The sequence below is a fragment of the Paenibacillus sp. FW507-14B1B genome, assembly GCF_058781425.1.
Map to the genome: position 1 here is coordinate 1 of NZ_JBYSWS010000002.1, position 14332 is coordinate 14332.

13 protein-coding genes and 1 rRNA gene are annotated in these 14332 nt (G+C 40.9%); 1 reads left to right on the plus strand and 13 read right to left on the minus strand.

Annotation, left to right across the window (positions count from 1 at the left end; all coding sequences use genetic code 11):
• From AC3WJJ_RS08250 to AC3WJJ_RS08275, 6 genes are all read right to left on the minus strand, one after another.
• Positions 1-203: ribosomal RNA gene (locus tag AC3WJJ_RS08250) — 16S ribosomal RNA — on the minus strand; the annotation flags it as partial.
• 481 nt (positions 204-684) lie between these two features.
• Positions 685-1248 carry a hypothetical protein gene (locus tag AC3WJJ_RS08255; protein WP_492539655.1) on the minus strand — a complete coding sequence of 188 codons (564 nt, stop codon included), beginning with the start codon at positions 1246-1248 and terminating at the stop codon, positions 685-687.
• Positions 1249-1463: 215 nt separating this feature from the next.
• Entirely contained in the window at positions 1464-3218 is a 1755-nt protein-coding gene (locus AC3WJJ_RS08260) for a fibronectin type III domain-containing protein (RefSeq protein WP_492539657.1), read from the minus strand.
• Between the two features lie 392 nt (positions 3219-3610).
• On the minus strand, positions 3611-4762 hold the full coding sequence (locus AC3WJJ_RS08265; RefSeq protein WP_492539658.1) for a PAS domain-containing sensor histidine kinase: 1152 nt from the start codon (positions 4760-4762) through the stop codon (positions 3611-3613).
• Complete coding sequence (locus tag AC3WJJ_RS08270) at positions 4755-5408, minus strand: response regulator transcription factor (protein WP_422657005.1); 654 nt, start codon at positions 5406-5408, stop codon at positions 4755-4757. The genes AC3WJJ_RS08265 and AC3WJJ_RS08270 overlap by 8 nt, the downstream gene beginning before the upstream one ends.
• Positions 5409-5537: 129 nt before the next feature.
• Positions 5538-5972 carry a GAF domain-containing protein gene (locus tag AC3WJJ_RS08275; protein ID WP_492539660.1) on the minus strand — a complete coding sequence of 145 codons (435 nt, stop codon included), beginning with the start codon at positions 5970-5972 and terminating at the stop codon, positions 5538-5540.
• Between the two features lie 283 nt (positions 5973-6255).
• On the opposite strand from AC3WJJ_RS08275, the gene AC3WJJ_RS08280 reads away from it, so the two are divergent.
• Positions 6256-7035 (plus strand): Crp/Fnr family transcriptional regulator, encoded by a 780-nt coding sequence (locus AC3WJJ_RS08280; protein ID WP_492539662.1) that lies wholly within the window; start codon positions 6256-6258, stop codon positions 7033-7035.
• 81 nt (positions 7036-7116) lie between these two features.
• Here AC3WJJ_RS08280 and AC3WJJ_RS08285 read toward each other — a convergent pair whose 3' ends face one another.
• The 7 genes from AC3WJJ_RS08285 to AC3WJJ_RS08315 all read right to left on the minus strand — a co-directional run bounded on the left by AC3WJJ_RS08285 (position 7117) and on the right by AC3WJJ_RS08315 (position 14318).
• Entirely contained in the window at positions 7117-8523 is a 1407-nt protein-coding gene (locus tag AC3WJJ_RS08285; protein WP_492539664.1) for a protoporphyrinogen oxidase, read from the minus strand.
• A gap of 214 nt (positions 8524-8737) precedes the next feature.
• The gene (locus tag AC3WJJ_RS08290; protein WP_422657009.1) at positions 8738-9478 is read right to left on the minus strand and encodes a GTP pyrophosphokinase; all 741 of its coding nucleotides are present in this window, start codon (positions 9476-9478) and stop codon (positions 8738-8740) included.
• A 171-nt stretch (positions 9479-9649) separates the two neighbouring features.
• Entirely contained in the window at positions 9650-10543 is an 894-nt protein-coding gene (locus tag AC3WJJ_RS08295; protein ID WP_492539666.1) for an EamA family transporter, read from the minus strand.
• Positions 10544-10722: 179 nt separating this feature from the next.
• Complete coding sequence (locus tag AC3WJJ_RS08300) at positions 10723-11106, minus strand: hypothetical protein (protein ID WP_492539668.1); 384 nt, start codon at positions 11104-11106, stop codon at positions 10723-10725.
• A gap of 122 nt (positions 11107-11228) precedes the next feature.
• A complete protein-coding gene (locus tag AC3WJJ_RS08305; protein WP_492539669.1) occupies positions 11229-12596 on the minus strand; it encodes an LLM class flavin-dependent oxidoreductase in 1368 nt (455 codons plus the stop codon).
• 31 nt (positions 12597-12627) lie between these two features.
• Positions 12628-13464, minus strand: coding sequence for an ABC transporter permease (locus tag AC3WJJ_RS08310; protein ID WP_492539671.1), 837 nt, complete (start codon positions 13462-13464; stop codon positions 12628-12630).
• Complete coding sequence (locus tag AC3WJJ_RS08315; protein WP_492539673.1) at positions 13461-14318, minus strand: ABC transporter permease; 858 nt, start codon at positions 14316-14318, stop codon at positions 13461-13463. Before AC3WJJ_RS08315 ends, AC3WJJ_RS08310 begins: the two co-directional genes overlap by 4 nt.
• Positions 14319-14332 lie beyond the last annotated feature (14 nt).

Consider the following 14332-nt stretch of genomic DNA (forward strand, 5'->3'; position numbering starts at 1 on the left):
TCGCCATGAGACAAAATAAATTATCCGGTATTAGCTACCGTTTCCGGTAGTTATCCCAGTCTTGAGGGCAGGTTGCCTACGTGTTACTCACCCGTCCGCCGCTAACTATCAGGAGAGCAAGCTCTCCATCAAGTCCGCTCGACTTGCATGTATTAGGCACGCCGCCAGCGTTCGTCCTGAGCCAGGATCAAACTCTCCATTAAGGATTTATCGAGCTGAACATCACCGAATTACTTCGAGAAAATATCCAACCTTCCAAATCATTTAAAGAGCGATTCGCTCATTTAGAAAAACTGACGAGAATTAAAAATTCTCATTTTTGATCTTACCGAGGTAAGATCGGTTTAACTCACTCGTTGTTCAGTTTTCAAAGGTCAATTCTTTCACGTTACTCGTGAATAACATTCACCGCAGCAACTCTTATATCTTATCACACTCTATCAATGTTTGCAAGCTTTTTTTGAAATCTTTTTTTTAATTCATTCAACTCAGCATTGATTGTATTGTGCGCCTTCCGTTTATATCTCGCGGCCGGATTTATAATATAACATCTTGCTAGCTAACTTGCTAGTTGTAAATTATTCCATTTAAAAACTACTGTTACTCCCAAGGGATAACTCCCACAGTAACAGTAGTTTTTAAACATTCATTATAAACAACAATTAATATCGATTATTGTCTCTCTTAATCATCCAGTTCCACACTTTGAATCTGTCCATCCGTGTTTATTTCTAATTCAATTTCAACACCTTGCTTTAGACCAAGTTGATCTTCATCTTCAATGACCACATCTTTTGGGATGTTAAATGTTTGGGTGCCGCCCTGTTTTACTTGAACCTCTACCTTGTTACCTTCAGCTTTCAAGATAATTCCTTCATATTCTATATACTTCGTAACTGTTTTACCATTTGGGTCCGTGATCGTCTTTCGCTTACCTCCGTCTGTAAGCAACTCCACCTTTTTATGATAGCCGTTATCTATCGTTTCATCTTTAATAATCTTTTTAACGGTTACACCTTCTGGAAGTCCTTCTTTATTCGATTTCTCAGTATCTGAGTTAGGATTTGTTGTCGAGGTGGATTGATCAGTTGTTGATTCTGTTGGTGTTGTTGTTTCAGAGGAAGTATTAGGTGGTTGAGATTCTGCTTTCTCTGATGCACAACCACTTAACACAGCACTAATAGAAATTAATGTGAGAAGCAATACATAAGCATATCTTCGGTAATTCTTGTTCTTTTGAATTCTCATTAGGTTCCCTCCTGATGTTAGACAGATCTACTTCGTTCTTTGTAACTCAGCTTTTACACCTTGCATTGTTATTATACTGGTATTGCACTTGACCATAATTACACCACTCTATTAAATTAAACGGCATATCTATTTTTAAACAATTGAAAAAAGAGGACTCTCCGATTAAACAATGGAGGCCCCCTGATATATTACGACTATTTTAAAGGACTAAATTACGGAAGCTGTTGAAGCATTGTCTTTACGGTCTTCGCAAAATTATAATTACTTGTTTTATCCCAATTGATCGACCACGTCATAGCTCCGCGTATGTCCGGATACTTAGCTACAGGCTTATAGTTCCCGCATCCATTGCCCGTAGCAAGACAATTCAGTGCATTACTAACTACACTAGGTGCGACGTATCCTCCACCCGCTGCTCCTGTTGTTGCTGGCGTTCCAATTCCAAGTTGGGAAGGTGCCACCCACTGTAGGGAGAGGTCAGATAGAGCAGTTAAGAAATCGATTGTGCCTTGCCCGTAACACTTACCATCCCGTCCAAGCATACAACCTGAATTATAGTATTGTACATTGATAACAGTCGTAATATCTTTTAAGTTATTATACAACTGCATATATGCGGTACCACTACTTTGCATATCTATCGTCTGCGGTGCCATAGTCAAAATAAAATCCGGTCCAACTTTTTGCTGTAGTTGACGTACTGCGTTCGTCAGATTCGCAACATTCATACCATTTTCTAAATCAATATCGAGACCATCCAATCCAAATTGGGTGATTACATTATATATACTATTTACAAAATTAGTTACATTGGGCGAGGCACTGCTCAGATTCACGTTTCCTTTTTCTCCGCCGATCGAAATAATGACCTTTTTGCCTTGAGCTCGTTTTGCCTGAATATCATTTATTAAATCCGCATTAGAATATCCGCCAAGTGCATTAGAAAGACTTGAATCGACGTTGAAAGTTACTCCACCAGGTTTGGTCGGATCCATATCCGCAAAAGATAATACGATAATATCATACTCACTAGGCACATCACTTAGTTTCAAGGCTGATGATCCATTGATAAAATTCTGCCAATAACCGGTTAATGTATGTTTAGGCAGGCTTCCATTACTTCCACCCGTTAGAGTAGTTCCACTCACCGCCGTACTTGCAGCAGAAACATTACCCGCAGCATCTTTTGCTTTCACTGAAAATGAATAGGTTGATCCTGCCGAAAGACCAGTAACTGTAGCTGTCGTGCCTGGTACAGATAAGGCAAGTGTATTCCCTTGATAAATATCATAACCAATAACACCTACGTTATCTGTAGAAGCGTTCCATGACAAAGAAATGCTGGAGAGAGTATTTCCTGTCACTAAGACATTTGTTGGAGCAGTGGGAGCCTGGGTATCTGGACCGCTACTGTTATTATCCGTAGTAACACTGACGACATTACTTGCATTTGATAGATTCCCCGCTGCATCTTTCGCTTTAACAGTAAAGGAATAAGACGTATTTGCATTCAGATTAGATACAGTATAGGCAAGTGTCGTGCCTGACACATTCCCCACTTCGGTCGAACCTTGATAAATACGGTATCCTGTGACACCTACATTATCTGTAGATAAGGACCAAGACAATGACACGCTGGATGATGTCTTTCCTGTGATTTGCAGATTACTTGGCGCAGTTGGCGCTTGCGTATCGGTACCGCCTCCACTGCCCTGAATTTCTTGCCATAGCGCTGGTACATTAGAAGGTTCCCATCCAGGAAGAGAGGTATGTGCTTGTATATCTTTATATGTCTTCCCTCCATATGTGACTGTATCGTTTACAGCATAGGAAACGTAGGGAGCCCATGCGCCACGATCAGCTGCTGATGCCATCATCGGCAATGAGCTAAGAATAACTAATATAACTAAAACAAGCAGACCAATTTTCTTATGTCTGAACCAGATAGGCTTAACACTTTTTTTCATAATATCTCCTCCTATAGTTTCATATGGTCTCTCTCCAACCCGCTTTTCACCTCCTTTCATAAATAAACCAAATCAAGGCACCAAGAAATAAGCGTCCAAAACAAATAACCTTGTCTCTGTTATGCAGTTCACTTATAGAAGGAAATCGAGAGAGTTGTACTGAAGCTTCATATAGAAGAAAGGAATTGCAAAAAAAACTGCGAATGGTATCCAAAGAAAGAGGAACTTACAAAATTGGGGGGGTTGAATTGTCTACAATCAATAATTACATTTTATATATGTATTGTAATTAATTGGGCTAATGCTGTCTATAACAATATTTATATAAGATAATAATTTAAACACAAAAAACCTTTGTTGATAGTTCATCAACAAAGGTTTTATCATCTAACTCACACCGGAATAATTAGTCTTATCACAGTACCCTCACCTGGTGCCGTCTCGATAAGAAGTCTCGCACCAATCCCATGTGCCCGCTCTTCCATGCTGAACAGTCCGACACCTTGTTTCTCTTCACTACGGATAATACCTACGCCTTTATCAATAATACTGACCTCAACCGAAGTTGAGGTTTGTTCAATTCGGACTTCAGCTTGATCCACTTCAGCATATTTCCCGATATTTAACAGTGCTTCCTGGATGATACGGTAGATCACCGTCTCTTGTTGATAATTCAAACGTTTGGTTAGACCCGATTTGAAATCCACTCTTATTCCATAGTGTTCGGTGAAGTTTTCGATATATGTGCGGATGGCAGGTACAACACCTAGGTCATCGAGTATAGAAGGTCGAAGCTGCCACGCCAACCCACGGACATCTTCTATAATATTAGAGACTTCTTGTCTAACAACAGTCAATTCATCAACAGTCGAACTCTTCATTTCTGAAATATTAGAGGAAGATTCCAACCGTTCCTGCTCTGCTATTAAGATCCGGTCCATACTAATTAACAATGAAAATAAACTTTGGCCAATTCCATCATGAAGTTCGCGCGAGAAACGCTTACGCTCTTCCTCTTGAATGTCCATCACCTTAACCATCATACGCTTTAATTCTTCTTCCGCAGCTTTAAGGCGGGTAACTTCATGGCGAATGGCTAAGAATTGTACAGGTTCGCTCTCTTCATCAAAAAGAGGCACGATTGTTGTATCAACCCAGTAGTGCGTTCCATCCTTGGCTTTGTTTCTAATCTCCCCATGCCATACAGAACCAGATTTAATGGTATCCCAAAGCGTCTTCATAAATGCTTTATCATGATAATCCGAGTTGATAAGCCTATGATCCTTACCAAGTAATTCTTCACGAGAATATTTTGAAATCTGACAGAACTTATCATTCACATATAAAATTCGGCCTTTATAGTCCGTAACCGCAACAATTGAGGATTCATCTAGGGCAATTTTTAAATCACTTAATTGTCGCAGCGAATTTTTTACGTTATCCAAAATATCAGGATCTGCATGAATGCCGTCAAGCTGATTCAAAAGTTCCATGACATGCTGACCAATCACCTCAGGGTAATGGGAACTTTGATTATTATTCAAAGGTTAGCAACCCCTTTTGCATCGCATATTTAATCAAGTCAGGACGTGATTTGAGACCTAACTTCTCCATCAAATTGCTCTTGTGGGTTTCGACTGTCTTTACACTAATAATCAGCTTCTCCGCAATTTCTTTGTTAGCGTAACCCTTAGCAGTCCAGGATAACACTTCTTTTTCTCGATCTGAAAGGGATTCAAATTCGTCTGTCCCTTCGCCATTCTTAACTTTTTCAATATACTGCCCCATTAAACGTTTTGTAGCTAGCGGAGTCAAGTATGCATTTCCTGCAGCCACATAACGGATAGCCGTTAATAATTCTTCATGCGGAGCGTTCTTTAAAATATACCCTGAAGCACCTGCTTGAATGGCGCGAAATAAATATTGTTCATCATCATGCATCGTTAGAACTAATATGTAAATGTCCGGCATCAACTTTTTCAATTCTTCTGTAGCTGTCATTCCGTCTTTGCCGTGCGGCATGCTCAAATCCATTAGAACCACGTCAGGTTTTAATTCCTCAGCCATACGTATGGCCTCATCTCCGTCCGCAGCTTCCCCAACCACTTCTATATTCTGCTTCTCGCCTAGTAGCAACTTGAGTCCGGACCTTACAACAGCGTGGTCGTCCACAATCAACAGACGTATCATGATTCCCCTCCTAATATCCGTTCCAGTAAGTGTGACTTATATCATGATATAAGAAAACAACAATCCCAGCAAATATGGATTGTTGTTACTGTATAGAATATAAAAGCATTAAGCCCATTTAAATGTATACTAAGCTGTTTCTGGTTTTCTAGAAAAATACGTTGCTGCTTTCTCTAGTATCGCCAACTCAGGCGTCGTGTAGATCGCGCCAATTCTTCTACCCATTAACAGAATACCCATGGTTTCATTGTCTTCTGTACGCACAGGTGTAGCTGCAGCAACAACAAGACGTTCAGCAAGCATAATCGAATCAACACTTCGACGCTGTTCATCAGAAGTACATGTTCTCTGTACAGTTCGTCCGATCCGAATAACTTCACCTGAGATCCCCTGTCCTGGCCGATTTACCATATACCTGAACTTTTCATTGATGTTACCCGAAGCTGCAATCCATCGAATTTGACGGGATGAGGCATCATATAATGCAAGTGCACAAAAATCACTCTCTATATGCTGACGCAACTCCGATAAATAATGTTCCCATTCCGCTTCTCCGGCATTCATTTCGAGTCCCTCCCATATATAGTTGTTCATTATAATAATTATTGTATATTGATCAAAACAAATTGTAGATCGGGGTATTCCCTGAAAAAATACTAAGGGTACACGAGCATGAATTGCATGATTAGGCGATATCATAACGAATTCACTCGCTAAATTCTATGATATTCCTCACTAAAATGAGGGGATACCCTCAGAAAAAATTCAGAGCGTTCCCCGATGTTCGATTGTTCCGTAATCTTTTATGATAGATACAACAAGAGAACAACACGGGAGGCTGATCATAATGGCCATGACGATTGAACATCAACAAACATTTAAAGCATGCTGTAATGTAGTTAAATCCAAGACAGAACATTCCGCTCTAAAAGGAATCGCTCAATATTTATCAGATGAACAGTTCGGATGCTTAGAAACAATAATGCAGACAAGAAAAATTGCGAAAGGTTCCTATTTATTCTGGGAGAGCGAAGATGCAGATAAACTGTATTACATTATTTCCGGACAGGTGAAATTGCTGAAATCAACAGAAGATGGCAAAGACCTTATTCTTTCCGTTATGCAGAAAGGAGATTTGATCGCACAATTCAACGGCCTAGCGAGCGCTCAGTACGGATTCAGTGCAGAAACAATGAGCAATGCTCAAGTGGGCGTGATTTTGCGAAAAGATCTAGAAGAATTATTGACCAACCGTGGCGATATTGCACTGCAGTTCATGTATTGGTCGGGTCTAAACAATCAAATTATCGAATCTAAATTACGTGACCTTCTTCTACATGGTAAGCCAGGAGCACTTGCCTCCACTTTGATCCGTATGAGCAACACGTATGGTATTCCAGCTATAGATGGTTCCATTCATGTTCAACTAAAATTAACTAATGCTGAACTTGGTGAAATGATCGGCTGCACTCGTGAAAGTGTAAATCGTATGCTCGGAGATTGGCGAAACGAAGGAACCATTGATATCGAAGACGGAAAAATGATTATTCGTGAAATCGACAAATTGCGCGAAATTTGCAAATGTCCGAATACTTCGGGCTGCCCTGTCCAAGTATGTCGTCTGTAGGTCGATCCCTCAAAATAAAAAGACACCATTTTATTCAATGAATAATAATGGTGTCTTTTTATTTATTTTATCAAACTCGAATTAAGCGTCTTGTTGATTTTGTTTCAGCCGTGTCACAATTTCATGAGCAGTCTTCTCTCCATTACTTATACAGTCTGGAATGCCTACACCATAATAAGAGCAGCCTGCCAACAATACATTAGGATATCTATGCTCAAACTCCGTCTCAAGAGAATCTACGATTTCACGGTGCTTTAAATGATAATTCGGCATATTATTGTGCCATTTCGTCACTTCATAAGTAATCGGTTTAGCTGCTAAACCCAGACTTTTGTGGATATCCATCATCGCCACTTCTGTCAGTTCTTCTTCCGTCATATTTACCAGTTGATCGTAAGCAGGATTCGAACTTTTATAAAATAGTCTAAGAAGGAGACGACGCTCTTTAGACGTATGCTCCCATTTCCTACTGGTCCACGTACAAGCGTCACACATCAAATCACTATTCTTGGCTGCGATAAAACCTGTCCCATCACTCGGCAGTTGGCTATCCATAACATCAAATCCAAGATAAATGCTAATCATCGACTTCGTGTGTAGCTGTGCTAAATGATTCGTGAGTGAATAATCCTGAAGCAGCTCTTGTGTCTGGTAGCTACCACCGCTGAGCACAACATAATCTGTCTTTAACTCGCGGCCATCCGCCAATGTAATAACATAACCCTCTTCACTCTTTCTCAGGGTCTCCGCTTTTACACCTTTATAGATAAGAGCATCTTCCAAGCGTTGTTCCATTCGGTCTATTAATGTAGACACACCCGATTTGAAGGAGATAAACTTTTTGTTGCTAGCACCTAAATAGATGTGTCTGTTTTCACCGAGGCCCTTAATAAGGCTTCCATATTTATTCTTGTATTCAAGTAGATAAGGAAATGTCGACGCGATGGTCAGATCATGCAGATCACCAGAATAAACACCAGAAATTACGGGTGCAATCTGTTTGTCTACAAGCTCTTTGCCGAGGAAGGCTTCTAAAAACAAACCAAGCGAATCATTTTCCTCAAACGTTTCGTTAGGGATGTATAAATCTTTCAATGCCTCAACTTTTCCTTCGGCTGATACAAGCTCACTTTCAGCGAGTGACTTCAGGTCGGTTGGAATACCGAATACTGAATCCGCAGGGATCTTTTTCAATCCTTCTTCTGTATAAATATACGAAGTCCCTGTGGCGTTATAAACAACCTCTTCAGTCAATCCTAACTCTTCCAATAAAGGGGCAACATTTGTCTTCCTTGCAACGATGGAGTCCGCACCTGTTTCCATAATGAATTCACCATTCGACAGGGTCCGTATTTTTCCACCAAGGATTTCATCGCTCTCTACGAGAACCAATTGCATATCCAAGTTGTATTGTCTCGTTTCCTTCTGCAAATAATACAACGTAGACAATCCTGTAATACCACCACCAATAATAACGGTTGTTGCCATGACGATAACACCTCGTATATGTAAGTTATGAACAATTGTTTATTATGATTTACTGTCTAACATTCTATCCAATTCAAGAGTATAACATAGGTGGACGGGCATACTGCGACTTGAGCCTTTCAATTATGTGAACAGTTGCGAAATACTGGAGCTACTTGGACATAAAAAAAGAACTCTGCAAAAAATCACAGAGTTCTTTATCGTGAGACAATGATCAATCTTGGGTCAATACATCTAACAAGCCCGAAGGAAGTTTAAATTGCTGGTTGCTGATCTGAATATTTCTTAACTCTTCTAATAATGACTCTTGAGGGTGTGAATCTTTAATGAGCTGTACTTCATGCTGCAAACGTTCCATTTGATGATCCAAAGCGTTGGCAGTATCTGCAGCAATCTTCAACTCAAGCAATAGTCTTTCCGGTACAGACTGGTTGTATTTATAAAAAATCTTGTGCTCTAAACTTGCCCAAAAGTCCATTGCAATGGTCCGAATCTGTAACTCGACACATACATGTTCCACGCGATCCGAAAGAAATACAGGTACTTCAAGAAGCAAATGTAGACTTTGATAGCCATTTGGCTTCGGATTCTTAATATAATCTTTAACATTAAGAACTTTCAAGTCGCTTTGATTCTCTAACATTTCACTGACTTTATAAATATCAGAGAGAAAAGAACACGTGATTCGCAGGCCTGCAATATCCTTAATATTCTCTTCGACCGATTCTAGAGAGATTGGTACTCCTTTACGATTCAATTTTTTGAGAATACTTTCCGGAGACTTCAGCCTGGATTTCGTATGTTCAATCGGGCTGTAATCATGAAGAGCTTGAAACTCTTCCTTCAAAATTTCAATTTTGGTTTCTATTTCGTCAAGTGCAAATTTATATTTCATCATAAAACGTGTGATTTCATTCTTCATTATTTTGAGCTGTCCGAGTTGCTGTTGGTTCATTTCTAGTCGTCCTTTCAGTACGATGATAGATCGAATGATGCATTTATGAATTGTATGTTACTCATTTAATATTCTAAACTTTTAAGGCTTACGACTGCAACTTTCATACATTAACTGACTGTTAGCTGTAATGCTTCTGATACAAAAGACCGCTTTAAGCGGCCTACATCTTTACGTTGCTTGTGCGTTTTTGGTTCTTACTGCTGCGATCTGCGGATAGGCAATTCCAAGTAGGATAATAATAACGCCGATCCACTGTGTCATTGAAACATGTTCCCTTAACACAAGCATCGACACAATAACAGCCACTGGAAGTTCTCCGGCGCCGAGAATCGTTGCGAGGCCTGTGCTAATCTTCGGCGCACCCAAAGCGAATAAAAGAACGGGTAACACTACACCAAATGCCCCTAATATCAACCCATATATCCATAAGCCGTTAGCAGGTGAAACCTCTAAGAATACTCTTGGGGTAAAGAGAACGGTCAACAAGATCAGTCCCCCACAGGACATATAGAAACTTCTTGTGATTGGCGACATCTGTGTCTCAACCCTGCCACTAAAGAATACAAACAACGCCATCATGAGTGCCGCAGCAAGACCTAACAGAGTCCCTCTCAAGTTAAGCTGTAGTTGCTCTGCTCCAATGATTCCACCTGCCAATACCGTTCCAACAAGCAAAATAATGATAGACACCAGCGTGGCCCGAGACGGCATCTTTCTGTTCACAACTGCTTCAATAACGACCCCCATCCAGGTAAACTGGAACAGGAGTACTACTGCTATAGAAGCTGGGATACTTTGAAGTGACAAATAATAAGTTACTCCAGTCAGACAAGTACAAAGCCCCACACAAGCAAGTCTGCCAAACTGCTTCAGCGTTATTCTTCTCCTCGCAAAAACAAGCATTAATACAAGTAAGATAAGCCAACCTGTAAAGAACTGGCTGATCATCACTTCTTGAAACTTAAAACCCTTGCTGTAAGCCAGCTTCACAACGGTTGACAAAATGCCGAAGCAGCAAGCTCCTAAAAATACATACAGTGAATTTTTGAGTAATTGATACAATTGCTTCTCCTCCACAGAAAAACCCCGCTCCTTTTTGTTTTGGATACCAGAAAACAAAAAAAAGTGGGGTCAAAATTTACATTATTCATTTACGATTCATTGTATGATAAAAATGGATTAAAGTAAACGGTTCGTAAAATTTTGGTACGAGGACACTCTTACTCATAACATCGATTTTATTAAGGCTCAATTTGAGCTTTCGTTGCATACCATCTTCCCTTCTTTAGTTTCAAAGAAAGAGTAACTGGTTCATAAAATCCCATTTCTTTCGTGTCGTATTTATGTGTAACATACACTTTAGCCGTTAAGAACAAGTGAACAGGAAAAGACATGCCAATCTTATGCGCAGACGAATCATATACATACCCATTTTTTGTCATACCTCTTTCTACTGGATTGATTGATTTTAATGTGGATTTATTCATATAGTCAGTATAATCATAAGCACCACTCATTCCTCTTTCAAGGATAGAGCGAACATCCTTCGCAATCCAAAAGCTGAATGCAATATACACAGCGACAATGATAATCACAGAAGTTAACACCCAACCTTTCAATTTCACGCTACTCCCCCTTATTTCAGATTAATCTCCTTATTCTATATAACAACTTCAATAACCATAAAAAGTTGTAATACTCAAAAAAATCCCCTCGGTCAACCGACCATAAGGGGAGCTCTACACTTTTATGAGAATAATACGGGTTCAACCTCTTGAGACTTCCGGAAATAATTCACACTAGGTCTAGATAATCCAAGATGATCCCTTAAAGTAGTCCCTGTGTAATCCTGACGAAACAATCCACGTTCCTGTAATACGGGAATGACTAGATCAACAAACTCTTCCAATCCGCCCGGAAGAACCGGTGCCATGATGTTAAATCCATCGCAGCCGTAATCCTCATACCATTCCTGCATGAAGTCTGCAAGCTGTTCAGGTGTGCCCACAAACTGCATATGTCCTCTTGACGCAAGCACTTTTCTGCCTAGTTCTGCAATCGATAGCTTTTCTTTATATGCCAAATCCAAAAGAAGCTGAATTCGACTCTTCATTCCATTAGAAGCTGCTACAGGATCTGGAATATCCGATGGCAGCGGTTGATCTGGAGACAATCCACTCAAATCATAATTCAAAAATCCAGATAACACCGCAACTGCCGCAGACTCAGGAATTAGCGCTTGAAGCTCATAATATTTTCGCCATGCTTCTTGCTCCGTATTTCCGATGACGGGAGAGAGTCCAGGCATGATCTTGACATCACCGGGTTCACGTCCATAAGTAGATAACTTGGATTTCACAGATTTATAAAAACTCTTTGCCGCCTCAAGTGAAGTCTGGGCTGTAAAAATCACTTCAGCATACTGCGCAGCGAAATCTTGTCCCGCTTCTGATGAACCTGCCTGAATCAGTACAGGATAACCTTGTGGAGGTCTTGGTACATTCAGTGGTCCCATGGTGGAATACCACTGGCCTTTATAATCAACGGATCTAACCTTAGGAGAATCAGCGAACTTTCCTTGTTCCCGATCGAGTATCAGTGCATCATCCTGCCAGCTATCCCAGAGCCGTGTAGTCACATCGACGAATTCTTGCGCCATTTTATAACGTAAACCATGCTCTGGATGCTTCTCTCTTCCGAAATTTTGAGCTTCAATATCCAACTGAGAGGTTACGATGTTCCATCCCGATCTTCCACCACTAATATAATCGAGTGAGGCGAACTTCCTAGCAACATTATACGGTTCGTTATAGGTCGTAGACACTGTTGCAGTAAGACCTATCTTTTGAGTTACCATGGATAGCGCAGGCAGTAGAGTCATTGGATCAAGCATTCCCGAAACAGACTGCTCAACTTGCTGAACATGAACATATAACAAGTCTGCAAAGAAAAGCATATCGAATTTTCCTCGTTCTGCCGTTTCAGCTAGTTTTTGATAGAATGATATATCAAAGAGTTGTTCTACTGCCGAATCAGGGTGACGCCAACCTGCATGATGGTGGCCGGTATAATAGATAAACGCTCCTAAGTGCATTTGTTCATTTCTTGTTCTCATTCTCATTCTCCCCTTTATTTATGTTAAGTCTTCAGCCCGTATAAGTATCTCTCCACCTCAGCCAGCGCTTCTCAAGCACTCTTACGACCGAATCCGACAGCTTGCCAATAATGGCAAAAATAATGATTCCTACAAATACAACATCTGTCTGAGAGTATGCTCTTGCATCCTGAATCATATATCCAATCCCTGCGCTCGTTCCCATCATCTCCGCAACAACCAGTACAAGCCACGATACGCCAAGAGACAATCGGACCCCAAGTAAAATATTCGGTAGTGCAGCCGGAATGATGACCTTATGAATCTGCTGCCATTTCGAAAATTGAAAAATCCGTGAAACCTCAAACAACTTCATATCCACACTTCGTATTCCAAGGAATGTGTTTACATATACCGGGAAGAAAGCGCCCAGGGAAATCATAAGTGTCTTGGAAAACTCACCAATTCCAAACCAAAGAATAAACAATGGGATAAGCGACAAGAGTGGAACAGTTCTCAACATTTGCAGAGACGGATCTAACGTTCGCTCAACGATCTTGCCTAATCCAGTAGATATTCCAAGTAGAAATCCTGCTAACCCACCAAGTACAAATCCAAGCATGGCCCGAATAAAACTAATCCGAAAATGATCCAGCATTTCTCCACTTACAACAAGTCTGAAGAACTGACGAACGATGGCATACGGCGTAGGCAGCAGGTTCGGTCCAATCCACCCTAGACTTCCCGTTATCTGCCAAATAACTAGAAGAATTACAGGTATAATCCAAGCATGCAATGAACCGGGAATACCTTGAAGCCAAGCTCTGCGTATAATCTCCGAATTAGCGTCGCCCTCAGTTTTAAAAATCGGTGTAATATCTTTACTCATGATCGGCCACCTCCTTGGTAGCTATCTTGCCACTTAAGCATTCTCTTCTCCAACCACCGAACCAATGAATCTGATCCCTTCCCGATCAAAGCGAACACAATAATTCCAGAAAAGACGACCGTGGTTAATGAGAATGAACGCGCATCATTGATTAAATATCCGATTCCTGAACTCGACCCCATCATTTCTGCAACAACCAAGCCAAGCCATGCAACACCGATGGAAAGTCGCACCCCAAGGAATATATTCGGTAGTGATGCTGGTATGATCAGCTTCGTAATCAGATCCCATCGACTGAACTGCAAGACACGTGCCACGTCGAACAGCTTACTGTCAACTGAACGAATACCCAGAAATGCATTCACGTACAGTGGAAAAAAAGAGCCTTTTGCAATGAGCAGGATTTTGGAAGTCTCACCAAACCCAAACCACAAAATGAATAACGGAGCAATCGCTAAATGAGGTAGTGTCCTAAGCATTTGAAGGGATGGGTCTAACAGGCGTTCTGCTGAGTAAGAGAACCCTACCCATATACCCGCCGCTAGCCCAAGTCCGCCGCCAAGCAAAAAGCCTAGAAGCGCACGATATGCTGAAATGCCGAAATGACTGGCTAATTCTCCTGATTGGGTAAGGTTAAGCAGCTCTCCCAATATAGCGCTAGGAGCAGGGAGAAGGATCGGATTCAGCATATTCAGTGCGCCGGCAACTTCCCAGATGATCAAGAGTGACACCGGGACAAGTATGCCTAGAAGCGCATTCGTTATTGAAATCAAGACACGCCGATTTTTTGTTGCTCTCTGCTTATGATGAGTCCTCGGCTTTACAGCCGCTTGGCTTATACCCTCTTGAAACATGTCCCTGGCCTCCC